Here is a 25,891-nt window from a genome sequence, read left to right on the forward strand (position 1 = left end):
GCCGACGCGCCGTCCGACGGGCTGTCCGATGGGCCGCGATGCGGCGCAGAAAAGGGGCGAAGGGGGTAGTTGGGGGCAGGCCACGCCGCCGGTGCGGCAGCCGAGACAGCGGCGGCGGCGAGCACGTACCCTTTCGGCATGTCCTCCCCCGTAACGGGCGCGGCCACGCTGGCTCCGCGCCGGTCGAGCCGCTTCGTTGCCTGGGCACGTGCCTGGCGGGCCGGCCTGGTGCCCTTCGACGAGGTCGCCGAAGAGATCGCCGGCGACGAGGAGCACCTGGTCGCGGACGCCCCCGGCACCTGGACCGACGTCTCCCTGCGAGAGGCGCTGCCCAGCCTGGCGAAGCTCTCCCCGGACGAGATCCGCCTCGTGCTGCCCGCCCCGGGCGACCCGCGCGGCCTGCCCGGCCCGGGCGACTTCGCCGGCGCGGCGCTGCTCGCCGGCGAGGCGGTGGTGGCCAGCGGGCTCGGCCTGGTCCCGGAGGTGCGCACCCACACCTCCGGCTCGGGGATGACCTGGGAGACCGTGCTCTGGCGGGTGTACCCGCTGCCGGCCGACGCGCCGAAGGCGTCCCTCGCGGTGCCCGGCGCGGCCGAGGCGGAGGCCGAACTGGCCGCCGCGCTCGCCGAGACGACCGCCGCGCTCACCCGGCTCGACGTCGCCCAGTGGCGGCCCGAGCTGGCCGGCGCCCTCGCGGCGCTGCGCCGCCCCGACGGCGCCACCGACCTGCCGCCCGGATTCGACCCGCGGGCACGCCGGCTCTTCGCCCGCGCGGCCGTGCTGGACCGGGTGCTCGCCCTGGCCGGGGAGAGCGCCCCGGGCGGGGCGGTGAACACCTACGAGGCGCAGCAACGGGACGCTGCGCTGCGCCCGCTCACCACAGCGTGCCGGCAGGCCCTGGTGGCCGCCTGCAACGCCCCGCTGCGTCTCTGACCGCGCGGCCGTAGGCCCGCCGCCAGTCCTGTGCGGCTCAGACCTCGTCGATCAGGTCGGCGACCGAGTTGACGATCCGGGACGGCCGGTACGGGTAGCGTTCCGCCTCCGTCCGGCTGCTGATCCCGGTGAGCACCAGGATCGTCTCCAGCCCCGCCTCCAGGCCGCAGAGAATGTCGGTGTCCATCCGGTCGCCGATCATCGCGGTGCTCTCCGAGTGCGCCTCGATGGTGTTCAACGCCGAACGCATCATCATCGGGTTGGGCTTGCCCACGAAGTACGGCTCCACCCCGGTCGCCTTGGAGATCATCGCGGCCACCGAGCCGGCGGCCGGCAGCGCGCCCTCGACCGACGGGCCGGTCGCGTCCGGGTTGGTGCAGATGAACCGGGCCCCGTCGTTGATCAGCCGGACCGCCTTGGTGATCGCCTCGAAGCTGTAGGTGCGGGTCTCCCCCAGCACCACGTAGTCCGGGGCGAAGTCGCTGAGCACGTACCCCACCGCGTGCAGGGCGGTGGTCAGGCCCGCCTCACCGATCGCGTACGCGGTGCCGCCCGGCCGTTGGTCGGCCAGGAACTGGGCGGTGGCCAGGGCGGACGACCAGATCGACTCCTCCGGCACGTCCAGCCCCATCCGGGCCAGCCGGGCCTGGAGGTCACGCGGGGTGTAGATCGAGTTGTTGGTCAGCACCAGGAACGGCTTGCCGGAGGCACGCAGCTTCTTGATGAACTCGGGCGCGCCGGGCACCGGCTGGCCCTCGTGCACCAACACGCCGTCCATGTCGGTGAGCCAGCTCTGCACCGGCTTGCGGTCATGCATCTGTCGTCCCAGGGGTGTCGAGAGGTCGGTCAGGTTCAGGGACGGCGGGCCGGGGGCACGCAGCACGGCGTCGGGCAGGTGTCCCACATGGGCAGCTCGCCGAGGCGGCGGCGCAGCCGCTCTCCGTCCGGGGCGGTCCGTTCCAGGACCAGTTCACGCACCATGGCCACGAAACGCGGGTCGGTGCCGGGGGTGCCGGCGCGGACGAAGTCCAGGCCGAGCTGCTTGGCCGTCTCCAGCGCCTCGGTGTCCAGGTCCCAGACCACCTCGAGGTGGTCGGAGACGAACCCGATCGGGCTGACCACCACGGCGGTCACGCCCTCTCCGGCGAGGGTGGCCAGGTGGTCGTTGATGTCCGGCTCCAGCCACGGCACCTGCGGCGGCCCGGAGCGGCTCTGCCAGACCAGGTCGTACGGCAGGTCCGGCGCGGCGGTGGCGTGCACCAGCCGGGCGGTCTCCGCGAGCTGGGCGGTGTAGCGGCCGCCGTGCGGGCCGGCGGTGGCGGCCATCGAGGTCGGGACGGAGTGCGCGGTGAAGACCAGCCGGGTGCTGTCCCGCTTCGCCGGGTCGAGCTGGGCCAGCGCCGTCCGCACCGCGTCGGCGTGCGGCTCGACGAAGCCGGGGTGGTCCCAGAACTGGCGCAGCTTCTCGATCACCGGGGCGTCCGGGCCGACCGCGGCCCGGGCCGCGGCGATGTCCTCCTGGTACTGCCGGCAGGAGGAGTAGCCGCCGTACGCGCTGGTGACGAACGCCAGGGCCCGCTTCACCCCGTCGTCGCGCATCCGCGCCACGGTGTCGGCGAGCATCGGGTCCCAGTTCCGGTTGCCCCAGTAGACCGGCAGGTCGACGCCGCCCGCGGCGAAGTCCTCGCGGATCGCCGCGAGCAGCTCCCGGCACTGTTGGTTGATCGGGGACACCCCGCCGAAGTGCAGGTAGTGCTGGACCACCTCTTCGAGCCGCTCCGGGGGCACGCCCCGCCCCCGGGTCACGTTCTGCAGGAAGGGCATCACGTCCTCGGGCCGCTCCGGGCCGCCGAAGGAGACCAGCACCAACGCGTCGTACATGGGCACCATTCTCCCCCGACGGCGGTCACGGCCCTGCGACGGCCCCGGGCCCGGGCGTCAACCGGGCCCCTCCTGACCCACGAGACGTGGAAAAGGGGCCCTGTTCGTACCGGTCAGGCGCCGATGGCGTGGTAGCCGCCGTCGACGTGGACGATCTCGCCGGTGGTGGCCGGGAACCAGTCCGACAGCAGCGCCAGGCACGCCCGGGCGGCCGGCTCCTGGTCGGTGAGGTCCCAGCCCAGCGGGGCACGCTCGGCCCAGGCGTCCTCGAACTGCTCGAAGCCGGGGATGGACTTGGCGGCGACGGTGCGCAGCGGACCGGCGGCGACCAGGTTGCTGCGGATGCCCCGCTTGCCCAGGTGCAGGGCGAGGTACCGGGAGGCGGACTCCAGCCCGGCCTTGGCCACGCCCATCCAGTCGTAGACCGGCCACGCCTTGGAGGCGTCGAAGGTGAGGCCGACCACGGAGCCACCCGCCGGCATCAGCGGCAGCGCCGCCATGGCCAGGGATTTGTAGGAGTACGTCGAGACGTGCAGCGCGGTCGCCACGTCCTCCCACGGTGCGTCCAGGAAGCCGCCGCCGAGGCAGCTCTGCGGCGCGAAGCCGATCGAGTGCACCAACCCGTCCAGGCCGTCGACGTGCTCGCGCACCTTGTCGGCGAGGCCGGCCAGCTGCTCGGCGTTGGTCACGTCCAACTCGATCACCGGGGCCGGCTCGGGCAGCCGCTTGGCGATCCGCTCGACCAGGGAGAGCCGGCCGAAGCCCGTGAGCACGACCTGGGCGCCGTTCTCCTGGGCGAGCTTCGCCACGGAGAAGGCGATCGAGGCGTCGGTGATGACGCCGGTGACCAGCAGCCGCTTACCGGCGAGCAGTCCGGACATGTTTGCGATTTCCTCCGTCGTCTCTCTGAAAGACCTGTGCCGAGGCGTTGCTCAGTGACCCATGCCCAGGCCGCCGTCGACCGGGATCACGGCGCCGGAGATGTAGCCGGCCGCGTCCGAGGCGAGCCAGGTGACCACGCCGGCGACCTCGTCCGGGTCGGCGAACCGGCCGGCCGGGATGGCCTTGCGGTACTCGGTGCGGCGCTCCTCGGGCAGCTTGGCGGTCATGTCGGTGTCGATGAAGCCCGGCGCGACCACGTTGGCGGTGATGTTGCGGCTGCCCAGCTCCCGGGTGATCGAGCGGGCCACGCCCACCAGGCCGGCCTTGCTGGCCGCGTAGTTGACCTGGCCGACGCCGCCGTAGAGGCCGACCACCGAGGAGATGAAGATCATCCGGCCCCACTTCGCCCGGAGCATCTTCGTCGAGGCCCGCTTGGCGCAGCGGAACGCTCCGGTCAGGTTGGTGTCCAGCACCCCGGTGAACTGCTCCTCGGACATCCGCATCAGCAGCGTGTCGTCGGTGATGCCGGCGTTGGCGACCAGCACCTCGACCGGGCCCAGCTCCGCTTCCACCGCGGCGAAGGCGGCGTCCACCGACTCGGAGTCGGTCACGTCACACTTCACCCCGAACAGCCCCTCCGGGGCCGCGCCGCTGCGGTGGGTCACCGCCACCCGGTCACCCTGCTTGGCGAAGGCCTGCGCGATGGCCAGGCCGATCCCCCGGTTTCCGCCGGTCACCAGCACGGTACGGGCCACGGGTCCCCCTCTGCTCAGCTGATCTCTCGGTCGTCCGGAGCCTAGGGGTTACCGGCAGGTAAGCGCTAACGGCATGCCACGTCACCCCTGGGTACGACGTGCCGGCTCGTACCGTGGCGGGACGACGGTGACAGATCCCGGACCGTACGCTGCCGCTGATGAGCGAGCACCGGGTCGACAGCTGGTGGGCGGCGCTGCGGCAGGCCGTCGCGGGCCCGGACGTCCCGCCGCCGCGGCCACCACTGCAACGCTGGCCGAGGCTCGCCCGGTACGTGGGCCCCGTCGGCCTGCTCGTGGTGGTGGGTCTGTTCGCCGCCACCCTGGCCTGGGAGACCAACCGGCGCCTGCCCGGCATCGTGGCGATGCTGTTCGCGGTGCTGACCATCGCGCCGCTGCTCGCGTTGCCCCGGCGCCCGCTGCTGGCCTGGCGGCTCACCATCGTGGCGCTGCTCACCTGCACCTTCAACGCCCCGCCCGGCCAGCCCTGGCCGTGGAGCCCGGTGCTGGTGCTCGGGTCGCTGCTCGTGATGGCGGTGGTGGCGGCCCGGGTGGACCGGCCGGTGCTGATCTGGGTGGGCGTCATCACGATCGTGCCGGTGGTCGCGCTGGTCGACCCCAACAACTGGGCTGGCGTCCTGTTGCTGGTCCTGACCCTGCTGGTGCTCGGCCACCTCGTACGCGGCAACCGGCTGTCCCGCCGGGCCCTGGCCGCGCAGACCGAGCTCAGCGAGCGGGAGAAGGAACGCCGGGCGGTCCTGGAGGAACGCACCCGGATCGCCCGGGAGCTGCACGACGTGGTCGCGCACCACATGTCGATGATCGCCGTGCAGGCGGAGACCGCTCCCTATCGCCTCGCCGGCGTGCCGGACGGCACCCGCGCCGAGTTCGCCGCCATCGCCGGCTCGGCGCGGGAGGCGCTGACCGACATGCGCCGCCTGCTGGGCGTGCTGCGCAGCGAGTCGACCGGTCCGGAGACCGCGCCGCAGCCCGGCCTGGCGGACGTCCCGGCGATGGTGGACACCGCCCGCCGAGCCGGCCTGACGGTCACCCTGGACGCCCCCGCGCCGGCCGCCGGGGCGCCCGCGCCGCTCGGGCTGGCCGCGTACCGAATCGTGCAGGAGGGGCTGGCGAACGCGGCCCGGCACGCCCCGGGGGCCGCGGTGCGGATCAGCATCCACCCCGGACCGGGCATCCTTGCGGTCCGGATCGAGAACACCGCCGGCCCGGCGGGCCCGACAGCGGCCGAGCGGGGCGCCGGGCACGGGCTGACCGGGATGCGCGAACGCGCCCTCGCGCTCGGCGGTACGTTCGCCGCCGGGCCGCTCGACGGCGGCGGGTACGCCGTTCACGCGGTGCTGCCGTACGACGGGGAGGGCGGGAACGGATGATCCGGGTGCTGATCGCCGACGACCAGGCGATGGTCCGGCAGGGCTTCGGCGCGCTGCTGGCCGCCCAGCCGGACCTGCTCGTGGTGGGCGACGCCGCCGACGGCGCGGCGGCGGTGACGGCGGCCCGCCGGCTGGACCCGGACGTGGTGCTGATGGACGTCCGGATGCCGGTGCTGGACGGGCTCGCGGCCACCCGCCAACTGCTCGGCGATCGCCGCGTGGACCGCCCCCGGGTGCTCATCCTGACCACCTTCGACCTCGACGACTACGTCTACGAGGCGCTGCGCGCCGGGGCGAGCGGCTTCCTGCTCAAGGACGCCCCCGCCGCCGACCTGGTGCACGCGGTCCGGGTGGTGGCGGCCGGGGAGGCGCTGCTCGCGCCGAGCGTGACCCGCCGGCTCATCGCCGAGTTCGCCGCCCGCCCCGGGCACCGCCGGCCCCGGCCGACGGACCTGGCCGGGCTGACCCCACGGGAGACCGAGGTGCTGCGCCTGATCGCCCGGGGGCGCTCCAACGCGGAGATCGCCGCCGACCTGGTGGTCGCCGAGCAGACGGTCAAGACCCACGTCGGGCGGATCCTGGCCAAGCTCCAGCTCCGCGACCGCGCCCAGGCCGTGGTCCTCGCGTACGAGACGGGTCTGGTGAGCGCCAGGGAATAGCTCCGGGGTAGCACACCGGAGACCACTCCGCGGGTTGACGATCTTCGGCCCGCCCGCACCGCACGCTTCCGCCGGAGGACTTCCGGAGGGAGACGACGATGCACTGGATCCCACCCGTCCGGGTGGCACTGACCGCGCTGCTCGGCCTCGGGCTGCTGGTGCCGGACCGGCCCGCCCCGGTGGCGCCGGCGGCGTACGTCGAGGCCTATCCGATGGTCGCCGCAAGGCTGCGAGCGGCCGGGCCGCCGTACGACGGCTGGGTCACGGCCGGACGCCGGTTCCTGGTCTTCGATCCGCGCGGCGACGGCCTCGCGGTGGAGGTGCTCGGCGACCTGGCGACCGCCGACCGGATCGCGGTGCTGGTGCCCGGGGTGGGCAGCACGCTGCACGACTTCGACCGGGGGCTGGGCGGCGTGGCGCGGCGGGCACCGGCCCGGCAGGGGGCCGAGCTGTACGCGGCGCTGCGCGCCGCCGCGCCCGACACCCCGGTCGCGGTGCTGGTCTGGCTCGGCTACCACCCGCCCGACGGGGTGGCGACGGCGGCCGGCCGGACCGCGGCCCACCGGGGCGCCACCGCGCTCCTGGCCCAGCTGCGGGTGCTCGCCACCCACCGCCCGGACGCCACGGTGACGCTGGTCGGGCACAGCTACGGGGCGCTGGTCGTCGGGCTCGCCGCCGAGCAGTCGCCGGCCGGGGTGACCGACGTGGTGACGCTCGGCGGGGTGGGTGTCGGCGTGGACCGGGCCGGCGACCTGGGCCGCATCCGGGTGTGGGCGGCGGAGGCACCCACGGACTGGATCCGCCGGGTCCCGGAGGTACGGCTGCCCGGGCTCGGCCACGGCGTCCGCCCCGGCGACCCGGCCTTCGGTGCCCGACCGCTGCCCACCGCCGGGGTGACCGGCCACGACAGCTACCTGGCGACCGGAAGCACCACCACGGCGGCGGTGGCGTCGGTCGTGCTCCACGGTGCCATTGCCGACCCGGCGGTGGCCCCGTGAGCGCGAGGAGCGAGCCGGGCCTGCGAGCCCCGCAGTCGCGAACCCCGGTGGGCCGGGACCGGGTGGTCGACGCGATGCGGGCGTACGCGATCGGCGGGGTGGTGCTCGGGCACTGGCTGGTCACCGCCCTGGTGCTGGCTCCCGACGGGGTCCTGCGCACGGCCAGCCCGCTGGCCGCGATGCCGGACCTGGCCCCGGCCACCTGGCTCCTGCAGACCCTCGGCCTGTTCTTCTTCACCGCCGGGTACGCGGCCACCAGGTCGCTGGCCAGCTACCCGCACGGCGTCGGGCGCTGGCTGGCCCGGCGGCTGGGCCGGCTGCTCCGCCCGACGCTGGCGCTGCTCGGCGTCGGGTCCGGGGTACTGCTGGCGGCGATCGTCCTGGGTACCCCGGACGGCACCCTCGCCGTGGCGATCACGCTGGCGGTCAGTCCGCTGTGGTTCCTGCTGCCCCTGCTGGCGCTGTCCGCGCTGACCGCGCCGCTGCGGGCAGCCGTACGCCGATGGGGTCCGCTGCGCTGCGCCGCACCGGCGGTGGCCGTGGTGGCCGCCGCCGACCTGGCCGCCCGGGTGCTCCCGGCGGCGCCCGGGCGGCTGCCGGCATCCCTGCTGGCCGCCTGGGCGGTGCCCTGGCTGCTCGGGGTCGCGCATGCCGACGGACGGCTGACCGGCCCCCGCCCAGCCGCCGGGCTCGCGGCGGCCGGCGGCGTGGCGCTCGTCGGGCTGGTCGCGCTCGGCTACCCGGCCAGCGCCGTGGGGGTGCCCGGCGCGGGGCTGTCCAACCTGCATCCGCCGTCGCTGTTCGCCGTCGCGCTGGGGGTGGGCCAGGTCGGCGTCGCGCTGCTGGCCCGACCCGCGCTGGCCCGGCTGCTGGACCGACACCGGCCGGCGCGGACGGTGACCGCGATCAACCGGGAGGCGATGGGCGTCTACCTGTGGCACCAGCCGGTGCTGATCGGGGTGACCGCGCTCACCGCGCACCTCGGCCACGCCCTGCCGGGACTGCTGACCCCACCGACCGGCCCCGGCTGGGTGGCCGCCCGGGTCTGCTGGCTGCCGCTGTTCGCCCTGGTGCTGGCCGTGCTGGTGGCCGCGCGACGCAGGCCGTCGGGTGACCGCCGCGGCCCGGTCGCGCCCGCCCGCCGGGGCAGCCCCGCCGATGAGACCGCCGGGGTCGGGACGACGGAGCGGGCCGGAGCCGGCTGACCCACCGGCGGGCCGGCGGCAACCGTCCGGCCGAGTGCGGCACGGCGGCGCGACGGGTGTACGATGATCCGCGTTAGCGGGCCGATGACCGCCCGCTTCCCGGAGCCCCGCCGACCGCAGGAGGTGATCGCTGTGCGAGATGGCGATCCTTCCAGTCGTGGCCGGGCCCCCCGTCAGCCCCGCTGAGCCACGACTCAGTCAGCCGAGCTGACCCAGATTTCGCGCCTCCGCCCCGTCTGCCTCCCCGGCCACCGGCCCCGGAGCGACCATGCTGTGCGGCCCGTCGGGCCGCCCGCGGAGGAGCACCCCGGTCACGACTCTCGTGTGCGAACGCCCTGATCCGCCCCTGCGGTCCGGCCCGCGAGCCCGGACCGTCCGTCGCCACGGAGCAGTCCCATGAGCCGTTACGTCGCCCCGCTGGGCTTCACCCTCGCCGCCGTCTGGGTGGCCGTTCTCTTCATCCTGGCCGGCGGCGGTCACTGACCGCGCCGGCCGGGTCCGGCCGCCCCGCCTCGGGGACGGCGGACCCGCTCGTCCCGCCTCAGATCAGGCGGGACGACCAGAGCAGGCTCAGCGCACCGGCGCAGAGGGCGAAGAGCAGCGCGAAACCCGCGTACCACTGGGTGATCTCGCGCGGCTCGGTCCGGAACCCGATCGAGCTGCCCATGTCCTGGTAGACCTGCTTCAGCTCGCTCACCGACGCCGCCTCGTAGTAGTAGCCCCGAGTGGTCTCCGCGAGCTGCGACAGGGCCATCCGGTCCACCGGCACCCGCTGGAGCTGGCCACCGATGTCCACCTGACCCGAGTCGGTGCCGAACGCGATGGTGGAGACCGGCACATTCGCGGCCTGCGCCGCGGCAGCCGCCTCCTCCACCGACCGCCCCGAGGTGCGGTAACCGTCGGACAGCAGCACGATCCGGGCCGGCGGGATGCCGGCCGCGCCGTCGGCGGGCACCGAGCGGATCGCCTCCAGGCAGGTGAAGACCGCCTCCCCGGTCGCGGTCGCCTCGGCCAGGACGAGCCCGTCGATGCCGGTACGCACCGCCGCCCGGTCCTTGGTCGGCGGGACCAGCACGTTCGCCGCCTTGGCGAAGGCGACCAGCCCGACGTTGTAGCTCTCCGGCAACTCCCCGACGAACTGCTTCGCCGCCTCCTGGGCCGCCTGGAGGCGGTTCGGGGCGACGTCGTCGGCCTGCATGGACAGGGACACGTCGATGGCGAGCATCACGGTGGCCCGCTCCAGCGGCTCCCGGGTGTCCACCGCCGGGCGGGCCAGCGCGGTGGCCAGCACCAGCAGGCAGAGCAGGAACGCGGTGGCCGCCGCGTGTCGCCGCCACCCCAGGCCCTTCGGCGCGAGGGTGCGCAGCAGGTCGACGTTGGTGAACCGCATCGCGTACGCCCGGCGGTGCAGCTGCCGCCAGACGTACGCGCCGGCCAGGGCGAGCACCGGCAGCACGGCCAGCAGCCACCACGGTTGCAGAAAACGGATCATCGAGTCGTCCCTCGGGTACGGGCGTGCCGCTGCGCGGCGACGAAACGCACCATGTCCAGCAGCCAGTCTCGGTCGGTACGCAGCCGCAGGTGGGCCGCGCCGGCGGTGCGCAACTCGGTGGCGATGGCCGCGCGCTGGGCGGCCGCCGCGTCGGCGTACCGGCGGCGCAGGCGCGGGTCGGCGGTCTGCACCTCGTGCAGCTCCCCCGTCTCCGGGTCGACCACCGGCAACACCCCCACGTCAGGCAGCTCCAGCTCGCGCGGGTCGACCACCTCGATCGCCAGCACGTCGTGCCGGACCCGCAGCTTACGGATCGGCCGGCCCCACTGCTGCGGCGGTGCGAGGAAGTCGGAGATGACCACCGCCACCCCACGTCGGCGTGGTGGCCGGTTCAGCGTGTCGACGAGTACGCCGAGGTCGCTGCGCCCGGGGCGGATCTCCGTCGCGGCGATCGCCCGGAGCAGCCCCTGCGCCTCCTTGCGGCCGGCCCGGGCGGGCAGCCGCAACAGCGTCCCCGGCCCGCGGACCGGGGACGAGTCCCGCCACCCGCCGCTTGGTACAGCCCCCGGGGCGCCGGTGCCGACCACCGCGCCGATCCGGTTGCCGCCGCGGACGGTCAGGTGGGCCAGGGCGGTCGCGGCGGCGACCACCACGTCACGCTTGAGCCACCGCCCGGTGCCGAAGTCCAGGCTCGCCGAGAGGTCCACCGCCAGCCAGGTCTCCAGCTCCCGGTCGGCCACCGTACGCCGGACGTGCGGCGTCGTGGTCCGCGCGGTGACCGGCCAGTCCATCCGGCGTACGTCGTCGCCGGGGCGGTATTCGCGGGACTCTCCCGCCTCGCTGCCCGGCCCGGGCAACAGCCCGGCGTAGTCACCTTGGAGCAGCCCGTCGAGCTTGCGGGTGACCATCAGCTGCAACCGGGCGAGGACGGCTTCCGAGCGGTCGCCGGTGGCCGGCAGCCGGGTGGGTGGGGTCACGGCCGCTGCCCGGGCCAGCCGGTGCCCTGCGGGACGGCCGGTGGCGGCGGTGTGGCCTGCTGCCGGGGCGCGACCGACGGCAGCGGGATGGTCGACATCACCCGGTGCACGACATGGTCGGCCGGGACGTCGTCGGCGAGGGCGTCGTAGCTGAGCACCAGCCGGTGGCGCAGGATGTCCGGGGCGATGTCCTGCACGTCCTGCGGCAGCGCGTAGTCCCGGCCGCGCAGCAGCGCCAGCGCCCGGGTGGCCCGGACCAGCCCGAGCGAGGCGCGCGGGCTGGCGCCGTACTGGATGAGCTGCGCGACGTCCGGCATGCCGTGCTCGGCGGGGGTGCGGGTGGCCAGCACCAGCCGGACCGCGTAGTCGACCAACGCGTTGTGCACGAAGACCTGGTCGGCCTTGTGCTGGAGGGCGACCAGGTCCGCAGTGTCGAAGACCCGGACCGGCTCGGGCGGCGCGACACCCATCCGGTAGACGATCTCCCGTTCCTCGGCGTCGGTCGGGTAGCCCACCACGATCTTCATGAGGAAGCGGTCCCGCTGCGCCTCCGGCAGCGGGTAGACGCCCTCCTGCTCGATCGGATTCTGGGTCGCCATCACCAGGAACGGGTCGGGCACCCGGTGGGTCTCCCCGCCGATCGACACCTGGCGCTCGCTCATCACCTCCAGCAGCGCCGACTGCACCTTCGCCGGCGCCCGGTTGATCTCGTCGGCGAGCAGGAAGTTCACGAAGACCGGGCCCAGCTCGACGTCGAACTTCTCGCTGGACTGCCGGTAGATGCGGGTGCCCATGATGTCGGCCGGCACCAGGTCCGGGGTGAACTGCACCCGGGCGAACGAGCCGCCGACCACCTTCGCGAGGGTCTCGACGGCGAGGGTCTTGGCGACGCCCGGCACTCCCTCCAGCAGGCAGTGTCCCCGGGCGAGCAGGGCGACGAACATCCGCTCGACCATCCGGTCCTGCCCGACGATCACCCGCTTGATCTCGAACAGCGCCCGCTCCAGCAGCGTGGCGTCCTGGGCCGGGGTGGTGGCCGCCGGCGGCGGCGCGTCCCGCACGGCCTCGGTCGGGGTCGGGGCGTCGGGCGTGGTCGGCTGGGCCACCGGTCCTCCACAGCTTGGTCGTCGTCGCGGTGTGGTGCGTATCAAGACTGTCATGCCCGGCTGAGAGCCGAGGGCGGGAGAGGGACGATTTTCGCCGGGCCGTCCCGTCGCGCCGAAAACCCTGAACACGGGTGGACAACCAGGGGTCCGTCGTGTGTACGATTCACCTCGTCGCCGGGCGGCTTCCCCCGTGGCCGCCCGGCGCTAAACTTCCCGGCGCGCGCCCCTAGACTCGCCCCGGTGAGCACTCCCACTCCCGCCGACGAGGTGCCGATCTGCTCGGCGCGGGGGTGTCGCGCCCCCGCCGTCTGGGCGTTGCGCTGGAACAATCCCCGCCTGCACGTCGCCGACCGGCGCAAGACGTGGCTGGCCTGCCCCGACCACCGGGAGTCACTCGGCGCCTTCCTCGACGCACGCGGGTTCCTGCGCGAGGTTGAGGCGATGCCGGAATCGCCTACGCTCGAAGGGTGAGCGAGCGCAGCGGACCACCCCGTGAACGGTGACGGCCTCGCCGGCCGACCGCCGGCCCCGCCCGGCCCCCTTGAGCCCTGGCCGGAAACCGTCCGATGGCAGCGGATCTCCCGCGACCTGATCTGGGTGGAGCTGATCCGGCTCGGCATCCTGCTCGCCGTGGTGCTGGTGGTGCTCGGCGTGGCGTGGGCGGTCACCGGCCACTGGTTGCTCGGTACCGCCCTCGGCGTGGTGGTGCTGCTGGCTGCCTGGCGCGCCGTCACCATCGTCCGGGCGGTGCACGCCTGGGGATACGCCGAGCGGGAGAACGACCTGCTGGTCCGGCACGGGCTGCTGGTGCGGCGGCTGTCGATCGTGCCGTACTCGCGGATGCAGTTCGTCGACGTCACCGCCGGGCCGCTGGAGCGCGCGTTCGACCTGGCCACCGTCCAGTTGCACACGGCCGCGGCGGCGAGCGACGCCCGGGTGCCCGGCCTGCGGCCGGCGGAGGCGTCCCGGCTGCGGGACCGGTTGACCGCACTGGGCGAGGACCGGGCGGAGGGATTGTGAGCCACGGCCCGGTCGGCCACGGCGAGCCCCGGCCCGGTCCCGTCGACCACGGCGAGCCCCGGCCCGGTCCCGTCGACCACGGCCAGCCCGGGCCGGGCCCGGTCGATCCGTGGAACGCGTCCGGGCCCGGTCCCTGGGCGGCGCCCGGGGCCGGGACCGGCTGGTCGGGTCACCCGGCCCCGCCGGCGCCGGCCGGTGAGGAGCCACGGCAGCGGCTGCACCCGCTCAGTCCGGCGCTGCACGGCGCGAAGTCGCTGGTCGTGGTGATCGCCGGCCTCTCCTGGTCGACGCTGTCCCGGGTCGGGTTCGGCTGGTTCACCGTGCTGGTCGTGATATTCGTCCTCGGCGCCACCGTGCTGGCCGTGATCAGCTGGTGGAACACCGGCTACCACGTGGTGGGCCGGGAGCTCCGGGTGCACGAGGGGCTGATCTGGCGGCGTACCCGGGCGATCCCGTTGGAGCGGCTGCAGGCCGTGGAGGTGGTCCGGCCGCTGCTCGCACAGCTCACCGGGCTGGCCGAGCTGCGGCTTGAGGTGGTCGGCGGAGGCAAGACCGAGGCGCCGCTGGCGTACCTGAGCGTGGCTGAGGCCGGCGCACTGCGCCAGCGGCTGCTCGCCCTGGCCGGCCGCGCGCCCGAGGCCGTCCCGCCCGCCGCCGGCCCCACCGCCGGGGAGCAGCCCGCACCGGGCCCGGCCGGGCGGCGGCTGCACACCGTACGCAACGCGGATCTGCTGGTCAGCCAGCTGCTCACCCCGCAGGCGTTCCTGCTCCCGTTCGGCGTGGCCTTCGTGGTGGCCCAGTTCGTCACCGAGGGGTCGTGGTCGTTCATCGCGGTCGCCAGCACGCTGACCGCGATGGCCGGCGTGCTGCTGCAACCGATCCGCCGGGTGCTCGACGACTGGAGCTTCCGGCTCGACCGGGACGACGACACGCTGCGGGTCCGCAACGGTCTGTTGGAGACCCGGGTGCAGACCGTGCCGCTGCACCGGGTGCAGACCATCGGGGTCACCTGGCCGCTGCTCTGGCGGATGAAGGGCTGGCTGCGGTTGCGGCTGGAGGTGGCCGGCTACTCGACCGGCGAGGCCGACGACCGGAACCGGCCGGACCGGCTGCTGCCGGTCGGCGACGCGCACGTGGGCGAGCTGGTCGTCGCCGAGGTGCTGCCCGGCGTGCGGCTGGGTGCGCTACCCACCACGCCACCGCCGCCGCGGGCGCGCTGGCTGCGCCCGCTGACCCGCGCGGCGGTCGGTGCCGGCCTCGACGAGCAGGTCTTCGTCGCCCGCGCCGGGCTGCTGACCCGCCAGCTGACGGTGGTTCCGTACGCCCGGATCCAGAGCGTGCGGGTGACCCAGGGCCCGGCGCAGCGGTGGCTGCGGCTGGCCACCGTGCACGCGGACACCGCCGGCGGGTCGGGCGCGGCCGCGCCCGACCGGGACCTGGCCGAGGCCTGGGTGCTGGCGGCCGAGCTGATCGCGCGGGCGCACGCCGCCCGGCACCCGGACCGGCGGGGCTGACCAGCGGTCAGCGTTCGACCGGCACCGCGTCGGGGGTGACCGGAACGGCGGCGTCCGTCTCGGCGGCGTCCGTCTCGGCGGCGTCCGCAGCCAGGCCGGCTGCCCGCTGCGGCTCCGTCGCGGGCGCCACCGCCGCACGCCGGGCGCGCCGGGTCGCCCACCAGCGCTCGGCCAGCCCGACCACCAGGAAGGTGATCCCCACGTACGCCCAGCCGACCAGCACGTCGATCAGGTAGTGCTCGCCGCTGTAGATCAGGGTGAAGGTCATCGCCAGCGGATAGGCCAGCAGCAGCGGCCACCAGCGCTTCCGGAGCGAGCGCAGGAAGAACAGCACCACGAAGAGGGCGAACGCGGTGTGCAGCGACGGCATCGCGGCCACCGGGTTGGAGGCGATCTGCCCGGCGTTGAGCAGGTTGCCCGCGCCGTGCATGCCCATCTCCTTCCAGCCCCGCGTGGAGATCCGGGCGACCTCGGTGAGCAGGCCGTTCTGCGCGGCCCACCACGGCGGGGCGGCCGGGTAGAGGAAGTAGGTGACCAGCCCGGCGGCGCAGAGGAAGCCCCAGCGCCGCATGTACGCCGCCCAGCGCGAGCGGTCGCGCATCCACAGCACCGCGGCGGCGGCGAACGTCGCCACAAAGTGCGAGAAGTAGACCCAGCTGACCGCCACGTCCCACCAGTGGACCTCGGGCTTGTAGAGGTGCTGCTGGAGCCAGACCGTGGGCACCTCGCCGCCGGTGGCCCAGCCTGTCATGAACCGGTCGGCGACGATCAGCTCCATGGCGTGGGGGGTCGCGCCGTTGTCGGCGAAGCCTCGGGAGAGGTTGTAGACGGCCAGCAGCACCACCACCGGGATCCAGTCCCGGGCGAACCGCAGGTGGCTGCGCCACGGCCGCGATGAGTACCACGCGATGGTGGCCGCCCAGATCCAGACGAACGCGTAGGCGGGGTCGGTGGGCAGGCCGATACCGAGCCAGGCGGCCACGAAGGCGACCGCCCAGATCGTCATCGCCACCACGCGACGGCGCCCGCCGTCGGTCTTGGTGGGGGCACCGGTCCGGGCAGGGGGCTGGGGGTCTGTCACGATCGCCATCGCGGTCAAGGTTAACGGCGCACAACGGATCGACTGACGCCGACCACCTGTGGCCCGGGCCGTCCACGGTGCGGAGACCGGACGTCCCGGCCCCGGCTCGTCTAGGCTCGGGGCATGCAGGAGCAGCCGGAGACGCCCTTCGTGTCGGGCCTGACCGCCCGGGTCGAACTGACCGTCACCGACGCCGACACCGCACAGGCGGTGGGCTCCGGCGACGTGCCGGTGCTCGGCACGCCCCGGGTGCTCGCCCTGGCCGAGGCGGCGACCGTGGCGGCCACCGCGACCCGGATGCCACCCGGGTCGACGACCGTCGGGGTCCGGGTCGAGCTGGAGCACCGCACGGCGACCCCGGTCGGGCGGACGGTGGTCGCCCGGGCCCGGCTCGCCAAGGTCGACGGCTGGCGGCTGCTGTTCGAGGTGACCGTCACCGACGGCGACGAGGTCGCGGCCGAAGGTCGGATCGAGCGCATGCTGGTCGACCGGCAGCGCTTCGTCGAGCGCGCGTCTCGGGCGTCATGACCGCCCGGTTCGTCGAGGTCGCCGACCGCGTCCACGTGCTGCGCGAGCCGCTGCTGCACGTCAACGTGACGCTGGTGGTGGGCGACGACGCGGCCCTGCTGGTGGACACTCTCTCCACCGCCAGGCAGGCCCGGGAGCTGGCCGAGGCCGCCCGGGCGGTCACCCCGCACCCGTGGACCATCGTCAACACCCACCACCACTTCGACCACTGCTTCGGCAACGCCACCCTGGCCGCCGACCCGCCCCGCCCGGTGTACGCGCACGAACTGGCCGCCGCCGCGCTGCGCGACCGCCCCGACGAACTGCGCCGGGCGGCGTACGACGAGATGCGCGACCAGCAGCCGGGGCTCGCCGCCGAGCTGACCGGGACCGAGCTGCTGGCCCCGACGCACCCGGTGCTCACCGAGACCGTGCTCGACGTCGGCGGGCGGCGGGTGGTGCTGCGCCATCCCGGGCACGGCCACACCGACGCCGACCTCGTGGTGCACGTGCCGGACGCGGACGTGCTGGTCGCCGGTGACCTGGTGGAGCAGAGCGGACCGCCGGCCTTCGAGGAGTCGTACCCGCTGCAGTGGCCGGACGCGGTCGCCGACCTGCTGCGCCTCACCACGCCCGCCACGGTGGTGGTGCCGGGGCACGGCTCGCCGGTCGACGCGGAGTTCGTCCGGGCCCAGCACGCCCAGCTGGCCCAGCAGGCCTGGCTGATCCGGGCCGGCCACACCGGCAGCGCACTCCCGGAGCGGGTGGCGGCCGAGTCCCCCTTCGGCGCCCGCCCCGGCCTGATCGCCGCCCGCCGCGGCTACGCCGAACTCGACGGCACCGCCTGACTGTCCCTCCCGCCATCCGGCGTCCTCGATCTTGCACTGCCGGTCGGCGGGTCGCGCCCTTCTGCCGCCTTCGCCCGGGCACGAACGGCAAGACCGCGAGGGCGGGGGGTCGCGGGTCAGGGGCGGCGGCGGAGCGCGGCCAGCAGGGCGTCGAGGTGCGGGACGGCGGCGAGGAGCGCCGCGCGGGCAGCCGGGTCGAGGGCGGCCAGGGCCTCGGTGAGCAGCGCGGTGCGGTGCGCCTCGTGGTCGGCCATCCGGGCCCGGGCGGCAGCGGTGAGGCGGAGCCGGACCACGCGGCGGTCCGCCGGGTCGCGGTCCCGCTCCAGCAGCCCGGCGTCGGTGAGGTGCCGGACCAGCGTGCTCACGGTGTTGGGCGCGGTCGCCAGCCGGCGGGCCGCCTCCCGGCCACTGATGCCGGGCTCGGCACGGACCAGGAGCAGCAGCTCCACCTGGGCCTCGGGCAGGGCGATCCGGTTGGCCCGGCCGGCGGCCACGCGCCGCAGCAGCCGGTGCAGCTCCCCCACCACGGCGCCGAACCGGGCGGTGGCCTCCTCGCTCGACACCGGGTCACCTGCTTCACATCGCAATAGTTCTGAGTACAGAGCTAAGATTAGCTGGAGATCATCTACCTGGGGGCACCCGTGAGCCAGACCGTGCGGACGACCGCGCGCCCGTCCGTCGATCCGGCAACTCCACGGGGTGCCGGGGCCACGTTGCTGGTGCTGCTCGGCACGCTCACCGCGATCGGTCCGCTCTCGCTGGACATGTACCTGCCGGCGTTCCCGGCGATGACCCACGACCTGGGCGCCGACCAGGCCCAGATCCAGCTCTCGCTGACCACCTGCCTGGTCGGTCTCGCGCTCGGCCAGTTCGTCACCGGCCCGCTCAGCGACCGCTGGGGGCGGCGCCGGCCCGTGCTGGTCGGCGTCACCGCGTACGCCCTGTTGGCGCTGGTCTGCGCGGTGGCGCCGAACGCCCCGGCGCTGGCCGCCGCCCGCTTCGCCCAGGGCCTGGCCGGCGGCATGGGAGTGGTGGTCGCCCGCGCGGTGGTCCGCGATCTCTACTCCGGCCGCGCCGCGGCGAAGTACTTCTCCCGGCTCACCCTGGTCTTCGGCGTGGCGCCGGTGGCCGCGCCGAGCGTCGGCAGCCTGGTGCTGCGCTTCGGCTCCTGGCGGGCGGTCTTCCTCACCCTGGCCGCGATCGGGCTGCTCCTCGCCGTCGCGGTCGCCCGGCGACTGCCCGAAACCCTGCCCGTCGACCGGCGCAGCACCGGCGGCCTGGCCAGCACCGCCCGGACCATGCGGTCACTGGCCGCCGACCGGGTCTACCTCGGGTACGCGCTGACCCAGGCCTTCGCGTTCGCCGGGCTGTTCGCGTACATCTCCGGGTCGTCGTTCGTGTTCCAGGACGTCTTCGGCGTCTCGGGAGTGACGTTCAGCCTGGCCTTCGGGCTCAACGCGCTCGCCCTGGTCGCCACCGGTCAGGCCAACGCCCGGCTGCTCGACCGGTTCAGCCCGCGCCGGCTGCTGGTGGGCACCCTGCTGGTCGGCACGGTGGCCGCCGTCGGCGTGCTGGCCGGGGCGCTCGCCGGCAGCCTGGCACTGGTGGCGATGGCCCTCTTCGTCTTCGTCGGATCGCTGGGCATGGTGATGCCCAACAGCACCGCCCTGGCGCTGGACGGGCACGCCCGGCACGCGGGCACCGCCGCCGCGCTGATGGGCGGAGTCCAGTCGGTGGTCGGCGCACTCGCCGCGCCCCTGGTCGGGCTGGGCGGCGAGGGCAGCGCAGTGCCGATGGCCGCCGTGCTGGCCACCGCCGCCGCCCTCTCCGTGGCCGCCGTCCTCACCCTGGCCCGCCCGCGCTGATCACCGTTCTTCCGATCTGCCAGCCTCAAACAAGCGTCACCGTGCCGGTCAGCCGGGCGGGCGCGGTCAGGAGGGGAACCGGGCGGCCACCGCGGCGCGGGTGGGCATCGAGGTGGCGCCGCCGCGAGACTCGCAGACCAGGCCGGCGACGCGCAGGGCGAAGGCGACCCGGTCCTGCCAGCCGACCGGATCCACCGGCTCGCCGGCGGCGAGCAGCTCGGCGATCAGGGCGCCCATCACCGAGTCCCCGGCGCCGGTGGCGTCCACCGCACCGACCTTCGGGGCGGGGATGCGTACCACGTCGTCGGCGGCGGCGACCAGAGCGCCGTCCGCGCCGAGGGTGACCACCACGGTGCCGGCGCCCAGCTCCCGCAGATAGGCGGCGACCCCCTCCACCGGCTCGCCGGGATAGAGCAGCCGGGCGTCGGCGCTGCTCAGCTTCACCAGGTGGGCGCTCGCGGCGAACTCCGCGACCACCTCGCGCAGCCCGGCCAGGGAGTCGGGCCCGTCCAGCAGCCGGATCCGGACGTTCGGGTCGAACACCCGCAGCGCCCCGGCGATCGACCAGGCCCGCCGGGCGGCGGCCAGCACCGACGGGTCGAGCAGCACGATCGAGCCGCAGTAGAGCACCTCCGCGCCCTCGATCACGGACACGTCCAGGTCGTCGGCCGTGAGCAGGGCGTACGACCGGGGCTCGCCGTAGAAGCGGAAGTCCGGCTCGGGGCCGGCGAAGGTGGCCACCGCCAACGCGGTCGGCGCCGGCACGGTGACCGCCCCGGTCAGCCCGACCCCCGCCGCGGCGAGGAAGGCCCGGATCCGCTCCGCGAGCGCGTCGTCGCCGAGCGACCCGACGAACTGGACGTCGCCGCCGAGCCGGGCGATCGCCACGGCCACGTTGAGCGGTCCCCCGCCGATCGCCTGCCGGTAGACGGGCTGCCCGTCGTGCTCGGCGTCGAGCAGGTCGACCAGCGCCTCGCCGAGCACCACCGCGTACCCCATCCTGGCTCCCTCCGTCAGTCGTACCCCCCGATCCTGGCGCATCGCGGGGGCGCGGCGCGCGGGGACGACCCGGACACCGTCCGACGAGGCCCCACCCCATCGACGCATGACTATTGCATGCGGTGCGTGGACGTGGTGGGATGGGCCTGCCGGAGTGGCGCGGGGGCTGCCGTGCCGCCGGCCGCCGGGTCGAGCCGACGCGAGGGGCACCCCGGTCCGTGGCACGGACCGCAGACGGTGCGCGCCCCCGACGGCCCCGGCCGCACTCCGACCGCCGGGCGTGGCACCGCGATCGTCGTATCCGCTCGTCGCAGCGGGGCGGACCGGTGCGGGTCGCGCCCCGCGAGTCAGGAGAACTCGTGCACCGATCCCGATCCCGTACGGCCGCGCTGCTCACCGCGGCCGCCACCCTGGCCCTGGGGGCCTTCGCCCTGGCCACCGGCTCCGACCCGGCCGCCGCGCACGGCGCGGCCATGACCCCGGGCGCCCGGACCTACCTGTGTTGGAAGGACGGTCTCAGCCCGACCGGTGAGATCAAGCCCACCAACCCCGCCTGCGCGGCGGCGGTCGCCGAGAACGGGCCCAACTCGCTCTACAACTGGTTCAGCGTGCTGCGCTCCGACGCCGGCGGCCGGACCGTCGGCTTCATCCCCGACGGCAAGCTGTGCAGCGGCGGCAACCCGGGCTACAGCGGCTACGACCAGGCGCGCAACGACTGGCCGATCACCCACCTGACCGCCGGGCGGACGATGGAGTTCCGCTACAGCAACTGGGCTCACCACCCGGGCACCTTCTACTTCTACGTCACCAAGAACACGTGGAGCCCGACCCGGCCGCTGGCCTGGAGCGACCTGGAGGACCAGCCGTTCCTGACGGTCACCAACCCACCGCAGCGGGGCTCGGTGGGCACCAACGAGGGGCACTACTACTTCACCGGCACCCTGCCGGCGAACAAGAGCGGCCGGCACATCATCTACTCACGCTGGGTCCGCTCGGACAGCCAGGAGAACTTCTTCGGCTGCTCCGACGTGACCTTCGACGGCGGCAACGGCGAGGTGACCGGGATCGGTTCGGGCGGCACGCCGTCACCGACCACCCCGGCGCCCACCCCCACCACGCCCACGCCGAGCCCGACCAGCCCGTCACCGACGCCCACCTCGAGCCCGACCATGCCGCCGCCGGGCAGCGGCGACTGCATGACGGTCTACAAGGTGGTCAACGCCTGGCCCGGCGGCTTCCAGGGCGAGGTCATGATCATGAACCACAGCTCCCGGACGTACGGCGGCTGGACGGCGAACTGGACCTGGCCGAGCGGTCAGACCATCACCCAGATCTGGAGCGGCAAGGCGAGCACGAGCGGGTCGTCGGTGACCGTCACCAACGAGTCCTACAACGGCACCCTCGCACCGGAGGGCACCACCACGTTCGGCTTCCTGGCCAACGTACCCGGCACCAACGCGCTCCCCACCGTCACCTGCACCGGCCGGTGATCCAGGACGGGTGTTGAAATGGGGACCCCCTGTGCAACGCCTGGCGTTGTGCAGGGGGTCCCTTTCAACCCACTCAGCGCACCATGCTGCCGACCACCGGCTTGGTGAGCAGGGCCGACTGGTTGCGCTGGATGCCCGGATCGAGGGTCTTCGCCACGAAGATGGCGTGCCAGATGCAGAAGATCAGCACGGTCCACACCTTGCGGGAGTGGTCCGCCTCCTCCCGCTTGTGCTCCTCCAGCAGCCGCATCGCGTACGACAGGTCGATCAGGTCACCCGCGCCCGAGGTGGACAGCACGTGCCGGGCCCACTCGTACATCTCGCCGCGCAGCCAGACCCGCGTCGGCGTCGGGAAGCCGAGCTTCTTGCGGTTGACGATGGCCGGCGGCACGACGCCCTGCAACGCCTGGCGCATGGCGTACTTGGTGGCCTCGGAGCGGGGCGGCAGCTTCAGGTCGACCGGGATACCGGCGGCCACGTTGAAGACCTCGCGGTCCAGGAACGGCACCCGCACCTCCAGCGAGTGCGCCATCGAGATCCGGTCGGCCTTGACCAGGATGTCGCCACGCAGCCAGGTGTAGAGGTCGACGTACTGCATCTTGGTGACGTCGTCCAACTCCATGCACTCGGCGTAGATCGGCGCGGTGACGTCGGTGTAGCGGACCGAGGGGTCGTAGCGGCGCAGCAGGTGCTGCTTCTCCTCCTCGGTGAACATCCGGGCGTTGCCGTAGTAGCGCTCCTCGATCGGAGTGGTGCCACGCTCCAGGAAGCTCTTGCCCTTGACGCCCTGCGGGATGGCCTTCGACACCGCGCGCAGGCCCTTCTGCACGCCGCCGGGCAGGCCATTCACCGTGCTGAGCGACAGCGGCTCCCGGTAGATCGTGTACCCGCCGAAGAACTCGTCCGCGCCCTCACCGGAGAGCACCACGGTGACGTGCTCGGCGGCCTTCTTCGCGACGAAGTAGAGCGGGACCAGCGCCGGGTCGGCGACCGGGTCGTCCAGGTGCCAGACGATCTTCGGCAGCGCCTCGATCATGTCCTGCGGCCCGATCTTGGTCGGGATGGTGGTCACGTCGAGGTGCCGGGCCGACTCCTGGGCCACGTCGATCTCGGAGTAGCCGGGCACGTCGTACCCGACGGTGAAGGTGAGGATGTTCGGGTTGAACTCCCGGGCCAGCGCGACCACCGCGGTGGAGTCGATGCCGCTGGACAGGAACGAGCCGACCGGCACGTCCGAGCGCATGTGCATCCGGACGCTCTCCCGCAGCGTCTCCCGGATCTCGTGGTAGAGCTTCTGCTCGTCGGCCACCGGCGCCGGCCGGAACACCGGCCGGTACCACCGGCGCACCTCGATCCGGCCGCCCGGGGTCCAGGTCAGATACTCCCCCGACCCGATCCGGCTGATCCCCTTGTGCAGGGTGCCGGGCTCCGGCACGTACTGCAGGGTCAGGTAGTGGCTCAGGTTGGCCGGGTCGATCCCCGCGTCGCCCTGGTAGGCCGACTGCGCGAACGGCAGCAGCGCCTTCTTCTCCGAGGCGAGGTAGAGCCCGTCCTGCGTCTCCAGGTAGTGCAGCGGCTTGATGCCGAAGTAGTCCCGGGCGCCGAAGGCCCGCCGCTCCTGCCGGTCCCAGATGACGAAGGCGAACATGCCGCGCAGCTTGGTGAGCACCTGCTCGCCCCAGTAGTGGTAGCCGGCGACGATCACCTCCCCGTCGCCGTTCGTGGCGAACTGGGCGCCGAAGTCCCGGATCAGCTCATCCCGCAGCTCGATGTAGTTGTAGATCTCGCCGTTGAAGGTGAGCAGGTAGCGCCCGTTCGCGTACGGCAGCGGCTCGTGGCTGAGCGCCACGTCGATGATCGCCAGGCGCTTGTGCGCGAACACGCCGTCCGCATAACGGCCGGTGGCGTCGCCGACCACCTCGACCCCGGTCTCGTCCGGGCCGCGGTGGTGCAGGCACTCCAGTGCTCCGGCGATGTGGTCGCGGTGGGCGGCGGCGTCACCGCGCGCGCTGAAAAAGGCCAGGAGTCCGCACATGGTGGTCATCTTTCCACGCAGCCGATTCGGTCGTTGCGGCACCGCTGGCTCTGCCCCTTTCCACGCGGTCGACGCCGCCGTCGCGGCACCGCAGGCTCTCCGCGCTTCGGTGCGCGCGGTACCGTCTGCACCAGCAACGAGGCGGAGGAGGCGGCTCATGGCCGAGGAGCGGACGCAGCAGGGCAAGCCGGCGGACGGCACCGAATCGCACGACCCGGACTTTCCGGAGGCGTTCCTGGCGTTCATGCGCCAGGGCTGGCGGGACACCGAACTGCCGGTGGGCCCCCGCCCGGAGGTGCCCAACTACGCCAAGCGGCGGGCCACGCTCTCCGCGGCCTTTCCCGGGGAGACGCTGGTCATCCCGACCGGCAACGAGAAGGTACGCGCCAACGACACCGACCACCCGTTCCGGGCGGGCAGCGACTTCGCGTACCTGACCGGCGACCTCGAACCGGACAGCGTGCTGGTGCTACGCCCGAACGGCGACGCCACGCTGTACATGCGGCCCCGGTCGTCGCGCGCGACCGACGAGTTCTTCCGCAGCCGCAACGGCGAGCTCTGGGTGGGCCGGCGACCCACGCTGCACGAGAGGTCGACCGAGCTGGGGCTGCCCACCGCCGACCTGACCGAGCTGGACGCGGCCCTGGCCGACCTGGCGCCGGGGCGGACCCGGGTGCTGCGCGGCTTCGACCGGCGAGTGGACACGGCGGTGCGGCCGCACGACGGGGCCCGGGTCGACGGGCAGCCGGGCCGGGACCGGGAGCTGGCGATCGCCATCTCGGAGCTGAAGCTGGTCAAGGACGAGTGGGAGATCGCGCAGCTCCAGGAGGCGTGCGACGCCACCGTGCGCGGGTTCGAGGACGTGGCCCGGGCGCTCCCGGCCGACCGGGGCGTCTCGGAGCGGCTGCTGGAGGGCATCTTCGCGCTGCGCGCCCGGCACGACGGCAACGACGTCGGGTACGGCTCGATCGTCGGCGCCGGCGAGCACGCCACGATCCTGCACTGGGTGCACAACCACGGCGCTACCCGGCCGGGCGAGCTGCTGCTCATGGACATGGGCGTGGAGAACCGCAACCTCTACACCGCCGACGTCACCCGCGTGCTGCCGGTCAACGGGCGGTTCACCCCGCTCCAGCGCCAGGTGTACGACGCCGTCTACGCCGCCCAGCAGGCCGGCATCGACGTGATCAAGCCGGGTGTGGCGTTCCGGGAGGTGCACCTCACCGCCATGCGGGTCCTGGCCGGGGCGCTGAAGGACCTCGACCTGCTGCCGGTGAGCGTGGACGAGGCCATGGACCCGTCCTCGACGATCTACCGCCGCTGGACCCTGCACGGCACCAGCCACATGCTCGGCATCGACGTACACGACTGCGCCAACGCCCGCAAGGAGACGTACCGGGACGGCCCGCTCGGTGAGGGCTATGTGCTCACCGTCGAGCCGGGGCTCTACTTCCAGCCGGAGGACGAGCTGGTCCCCGAGGAGCTGCGCGGCATCGGCGTCCGGATCGAGGACGACATCCTGGTCACCGCCGACGGCGCGGTGAACCTCTCGGCCGGGCTGCCGCGCCGCTCCGACGAGGTGGAGACCTGGTTGGCCGAGCAGCGCGAGGCTGGACCGCGCCTGCCGGGCTGAGGCTCCGGGCGGCACGACTGCGGCGGCGGGCCCGCTGCCGGTCTCTGCGACGTTTTCCGTCGTTAGGGCACCGGTGGCGGGCCCGCCGCCGTTTGCGCTGCTCGGCCATGTTCCGGACGACTCGGCACCGGCGATCCCCCTCGGTCGGGTATGAGAGCAATGCGTGATTTTTTCGGATAAGAGCACCTCGCGAGGATCCTTCTCATACGGTGTGGATCAGAGGCTACAACCGGTTTGTAGCTGGTCGCGCCGCCTAGCGGTGATGCGACCCCTTTGTGAAACCGAAAGGGCGGAAGGCTCTGATGTCCAACCACGTAACGACTTCCGACGGCGGGGCCGGGATGACCCCGCCGACGAGCAAACGGCGGGCGCTCTGGGTCGCCACCGGCGTGGCCGGGCTGACCGGCGTCGTCGGTCTGGCGGCGCTTGGTGGCCTCGCCGCTCGTGACAACAAGTCCGGCGACGCGCAGCGCGTCGGGGAGAACCACGCGGCGGCGCCGCAGAACGCGAGCGACGTCGCCAAAGGCGACGAAGGCCAGGACAAGCAGAACCGGCAGGATGAACGTGACCGGGACGGCAAGGGCGAGAACCGGGACGAGGACCGGGACGAGCACGGCCGGGTG

24 protein-coding genes and 1 pseudogene are annotated in these 25,891 nt (G+C 73.9%); 14 read left to right on the forward strand and 11 right to left on the reverse strand.

Annotated elements, in window-relative coordinates:
• Positions 1–138 precede the first annotated feature (138 nt).
• Entirely contained in the window at positions 139–933 is a 795-nt protein-coding gene (locus tag ACNAVT_RS24675) for a hypothetical protein (RefSeq protein WP_416299539.1), read from the forward strand.
• A 37-nt stretch (positions 934–970) separates the two neighbouring features.
• Here the strand turns inward: ACNAVT_RS24675 and ACNAVT_RS24680 are convergent, their stop codons facing one another.
• The 4 genes from ACNAVT_RS24680 to fabG all read right to left on the reverse strand — a co-directional run bounded on the left by ACNAVT_RS24680 (position 971) and on the right by fabG (position 4,451).
• Positions 971–1,837, reverse strand: coding sequence for an HAD-IIA family hydrolase (locus tag ACNAVT_RS24680; protein WP_416299540.1), 867 nt, complete (start codon positions 1,835–1,837; stop codon positions 971–973).
• The gene (locus ACNAVT_RS24685) at positions 1,786–2,814 is read right to left on the reverse strand and encodes a ferrochelatase (RefSeq protein ID WP_416299541.1); all 1,029 of its coding nucleotides are present in this window, start codon (positions 2,812–2,814) and stop codon (positions 1,786–1,788) included. Before ACNAVT_RS24685 ends, ACNAVT_RS24680 begins: the two co-directional genes overlap by 52 nt.
• A 113-nt stretch (positions 2,815–2,927) precedes the next feature.
• The gene (gene fabI, locus ACNAVT_RS24690; RefSeq protein WP_416299542.1) at positions 2,928–3,695 is read right to left on the reverse strand and encodes an enoyl-ACP reductase FabI; all 768 of its coding nucleotides are present in this window, start codon (positions 3,693–3,695) and stop codon (positions 2,928–2,930) included.
• A 51-nt stretch (positions 3,696–3,746) separates the two neighbouring features.
• The gene (fabG, locus tag ACNAVT_RS24695) at positions 3,747–4,451 is read right to left on the reverse strand and encodes a 3-oxoacyl-ACP reductase FabG (RefSeq protein WP_416299543.1); all 705 of its coding nucleotides are present in this window, start codon (positions 4,449–4,451) and stop codon (positions 3,747–3,749) included.
• Between the two features lie 158 nt (positions 4,452–4,609).
• Between fabG and ACNAVT_RS24700 the strand changes: the two genes are divergently transcribed.
• From ACNAVT_RS24700 to ACNAVT_RS24715, 4 genes are all read left to right on the forward strand, one after another.
• Positions 4,610–5,839: a sensor histidine kinase gene (locus ACNAVT_RS24700; RefSeq protein WP_416299544.1), complete on the forward strand. Its 1,230-nt coding sequence runs from the start codon at positions 4,610–4,612 to the stop codon at positions 5,837–5,839.
• A complete protein-coding gene (locus ACNAVT_RS24705; protein WP_416299545.1) occupies positions 5,836–6,498 on the forward strand; it encodes a response regulator in 663 nt (220 codons plus the stop codon). Before ACNAVT_RS24700 ends, ACNAVT_RS24705 begins: the two co-directional genes overlap by 4 nt.
• Positions 6,499–6,596: 98 nt before the next feature.
• Positions 6,597–7,496: an alpha/beta hydrolase gene (locus ACNAVT_RS24710; RefSeq protein ID WP_416299546.1), complete on the forward strand. Its 900-nt coding sequence runs from the start codon at positions 6,597–6,599 to the stop codon at positions 7,494–7,496.
• The gene (locus ACNAVT_RS24715) at positions 7,493–8,701 is read left to right on the forward strand and encodes an acyltransferase family protein (RefSeq protein WP_416299547.1); all 1,209 of its coding nucleotides are present in this window, start codon (positions 7,493–7,495) and stop codon (positions 8,699–8,701) included. The genes ACNAVT_RS24710 and ACNAVT_RS24715 overlap by 4 nt, the downstream gene beginning before the upstream one ends.
• 541 nt (positions 8,702–9,242) lie before the next feature.
• On the opposite strand, the gene ACNAVT_RS24720 is transcribed toward ACNAVT_RS24715, so the two are convergent.
• The 3 genes from ACNAVT_RS24720 to ACNAVT_RS24730 are packed head-to-tail and all read right to left on the reverse strand — an operon-like array spanning position 9,243 to position 12,276.
• On the reverse strand, positions 9,243–10,193 hold the full coding sequence (locus ACNAVT_RS24720; protein WP_416299548.1) for a VWA domain-containing protein: 951 nt from the start codon (positions 10,191–10,193) through the stop codon (positions 9,243–9,245).
• The gene (locus ACNAVT_RS24725) at positions 10,190–11,188 is read right to left on the reverse strand and encodes a DUF58 domain-containing protein (protein WP_416299574.1); all 999 of its coding nucleotides are present in this window, start codon (positions 11,186–11,188) and stop codon (positions 10,190–10,192) included. Before ACNAVT_RS24725 ends, ACNAVT_RS24720 begins: the two co-directional genes overlap by 4 nt.
• Positions 11,167–12,276: an AAA family ATPase gene (locus ACNAVT_RS24730; RefSeq protein ID WP_416299549.1), complete on the reverse strand. Its 1,110-nt coding sequence runs from the start codon at positions 12,274–12,276 to the stop codon at positions 11,167–11,169. The genes ACNAVT_RS24725 and ACNAVT_RS24730 overlap by 22 nt, the downstream gene beginning before the upstream one ends.
• A 240-nt stretch (positions 12,277–12,516) precedes the next feature.
• Here ACNAVT_RS24730 and ACNAVT_RS24735 point away from each other — a divergent pair, with 240 nt between their 5' ends.
• The 3 genes from ACNAVT_RS24735 (at position 12,517) to ACNAVT_RS24745 (ending at position 14,810) form a co-directional block, all read left to right on the forward strand.
• A complete protein-coding gene (locus ACNAVT_RS24735) occupies positions 12,517–12,747 on the forward strand; it encodes a hypothetical protein (RefSeq protein WP_416299550.1) in 231 nt (76 codons plus the stop codon).
• A 21-nt stretch (positions 12,748–12,768) separates the two neighbouring features.
• The gene (locus ACNAVT_RS24740) at positions 12,769–13,296 is read left to right on the forward strand and encodes a PH domain-containing protein (protein ID WP_416299551.1); all 528 of its coding nucleotides are present in this window, start codon (positions 12,769–12,771) and stop codon (positions 13,294–13,296) included.
• Positions 13,297–13,511: 215 nt separating this feature from the next.
• Complete coding sequence (locus ACNAVT_RS24745; RefSeq protein WP_416299576.1) at positions 13,512–14,810, forward strand: PH domain-containing protein; 1,299 nt, start codon at positions 13,512–13,514, stop codon at positions 14,808–14,810.
• A gap of 7 nt (positions 14,811–14,817) precedes the next feature.
• Here the strand turns inward: ACNAVT_RS24745 and ACNAVT_RS24750 are convergent, their stop codons facing one another.
• Positions 14,818–15,900: a phosphatase PAP2 family protein gene (locus ACNAVT_RS24750; RefSeq protein ID WP_416299552.1), complete on the reverse strand. Its 1,083-nt coding sequence runs from the start codon at positions 15,898–15,900 to the stop codon at positions 14,818–14,820.
• A gap of 114 nt (positions 15,901–16,014) precedes the next feature.
• Here ACNAVT_RS24750 and ACNAVT_RS24755 point away from each other — a divergent pair, with 114 nt between their 5' ends.
• Together ACNAVT_RS24755 and ACNAVT_RS24760 are read left to right on the forward strand one after the other, a co-directional pair.
• The gene (locus ACNAVT_RS24755) at positions 16,015–16,419 is read left to right on the forward strand and encodes a thioesterase family protein (RefSeq protein ID WP_416299553.1); all 405 of its coding nucleotides are present in this window, start codon (positions 16,015–16,017) and stop codon (positions 16,417–16,419) included.
• Positions 16,416–17,246 carry an MBL fold metallo-hydrolase gene (locus ACNAVT_RS24760; RefSeq protein WP_416299555.1) on the forward strand — a complete coding sequence of 277 codons (831 nt, stop codon included), beginning with the start codon at positions 16,416–16,418 and terminating at the stop codon, positions 17,244–17,246. Before ACNAVT_RS24755 ends, ACNAVT_RS24760 begins: the two co-directional genes overlap by 4 nt.
• Positions 17,247–17,362: 116 nt before the next feature.
• Here ACNAVT_RS24760 and ACNAVT_RS24765 read toward each other — a convergent pair whose 3' ends face one another.
• Positions 17,363–17,809 carry a MarR family winged helix-turn-helix transcriptional regulator gene (locus tag ACNAVT_RS24765; RefSeq protein WP_416299557.1) on the reverse strand — a complete coding sequence of 149 codons (447 nt, stop codon included), beginning with the start codon at positions 17,807–17,809 and terminating at the stop codon, positions 17,363–17,365.
• Between the two features lie 78 nt (positions 17,810–17,887).
• Between ACNAVT_RS24765 and ACNAVT_RS24770 the strand changes: the two genes are divergently transcribed.
• Complete coding sequence (locus ACNAVT_RS24770; RefSeq protein ID WP_416299558.1) at positions 17,888–19,111, forward strand: multidrug effflux MFS transporter; 1,224 nt, start codon at positions 17,888–17,890, stop codon at positions 19,109–19,111.
• A 66-nt stretch (positions 19,112–19,177) separates the two neighbouring features.
• Here the strand turns inward: ACNAVT_RS24770 and ACNAVT_RS24775 are convergent, their stop codons facing one another.
• Complete coding sequence (locus tag ACNAVT_RS24775; protein WP_416299560.1) at positions 19,178–20,110, reverse strand: carbohydrate kinase family protein; 933 nt, start codon at positions 20,108–20,110, stop codon at positions 19,178–19,180.
• Positions 20,111–20,469: 359 nt separating this feature from the next.
• Between ACNAVT_RS24775 and ACNAVT_RS24780 the strand changes: the two genes are divergently transcribed.
• Positions 20,470–21,600 carry a lytic polysaccharide monooxygenase auxiliary activity family 9 protein gene (locus ACNAVT_RS24780; protein ID WP_416299562.1) on the forward strand — a complete coding sequence of 377 codons (1,131 nt, stop codon included), beginning with the start codon at positions 20,470–20,472 and terminating at the stop codon, positions 21,598–21,600.
• A gap of 73 nt (positions 21,601–21,673) precedes the next feature.
• Here the strand turns inward: ACNAVT_RS24780 and asnB are convergent, their stop codons facing one another.
• On the reverse strand, positions 21,674–23,635 hold the full coding sequence (gene asnB, locus ACNAVT_RS24785) for an asparagine synthase (glutamine-hydrolyzing) (protein ID WP_416299564.1): 1,962 nt from the start codon (positions 23,633–23,635) through the stop codon (positions 21,674–21,676).
• 157 nt (positions 23,636–23,792) lie between these two features.
• Here asnB and ACNAVT_RS24790 point away from each other — a divergent pair, with 157 nt between their 5' ends.
• The gene (locus tag ACNAVT_RS24790; protein WP_416299566.1) at positions 23,793–25,268 is read left to right on the forward strand and encodes an aminopeptidase P family protein; all 1,476 of its coding nucleotides are present in this window, start codon (positions 23,793–23,795) and stop codon (positions 25,266–25,268) included.
• A gap of 341 nt (positions 25,269–25,609) precedes the next feature.
• A pseudogene (locus tag ACNAVT_RS24795) lies at positions 25,610–25,891 on the forward strand (hypothetical protein); the annotation flags it as partial.

The sequence above is a fragment of the Micromonospora sp. SL4-19 genome (assembly GCF_047921475.1).
Taxonomy (GTDB): domain Bacteria; phylum Actinomycetota; class Actinomycetes; order Mycobacteriales; family Micromonosporaceae; genus Micromonospora.

Excerpts from the sequence above, each read along its gene's own strand:
- ACNAVT_RS24755 (WP_416299553.1), top strand. The coding sequence starts at position 16,015 with ATGCAGGAGCAGCCGGAGACGCCCTTCGTGTCGGGCCTGACCGCCCGG.
- ACNAVT_RS24790 (WP_416299566.1), top strand. The coding sequence starts at position 23,793 with ATGGCCGAGGAGCGGACGCAGCAGGGCAAGCCGGCGGACGGCACCGAA.
- ACNAVT_RS24675 (WP_416299539.1), top strand. The coding sequence starts at position 139 with ATGTCCTCCCCCGTAACGGGCGCGGCCACGCTGGCTCCGCGCCGGTCG.
- asnB (WP_416299564.1), bottom strand. The coding sequence starts at position 23,635 with ATGTGCGGACTCCTGGCCTTTTTCAGCGCGCGCGGTGACGCCGCCGCC.
- ACNAVT_RS24775 (WP_416299560.1), bottom strand. The coding sequence starts at position 20,110 with ATGGGGTACGCGGTGGTGCTCGGCGAGGCGCTGGTCGACCTGCTCGAC.
- fabI (WP_416299542.1), bottom strand. The coding sequence starts at position 3,695 with ATGTCCGGACTGCTCGCCGGTAAGCGGCTGCTGGTCACCGGCGTCATC.
- ACNAVT_RS24710 (WP_416299546.1), top strand. The coding sequence starts at position 6,597 with ATGCACTGGATCCCACCCGTCCGGGTGGCACTGACCGCGCTGCTCGGC.
- ACNAVT_RS24705 (WP_416299545.1), top strand. The coding sequence starts at position 5,836 with ATGATCCGGGTGCTGATCGCCGACGACCAGGCGATGGTCCGGCAGGGC.
- ACNAVT_RS24750 (WP_416299552.1), bottom strand. The coding sequence starts at position 15,900 with ATGGCGATCGTGACAGACCCCCAGCCCCCTGCCCGGACCGGTGCCCCC.
- ACNAVT_RS24760 (WP_416299555.1), top strand. The coding sequence starts at position 16,416 with ATGACCGCCCGGTTCGTCGAGGTCGCCGACCGCGTCCACGTGCTGCGC.
- ACNAVT_RS24720 (WP_416299548.1), bottom strand. The coding sequence starts at position 10,193 with ATGATCCGTTTTCTGCAACCGTGGTGGCTGCTGGCCGTGCTGCCGGTG.
- ACNAVT_RS24700 (WP_416299544.1), top strand. The coding sequence starts at position 4,610 with ATGAGCGAGCACCGGGTCGACAGCTGGTGGGCGGCGCTGCGGCAGGCC.
- ACNAVT_RS24685 (WP_416299541.1), bottom strand. The coding sequence starts at position 2,814 with ATGTACGACGCGTTGGTGCTGGTCTCCTTCGGCGGCCCGGAGCGGCCC.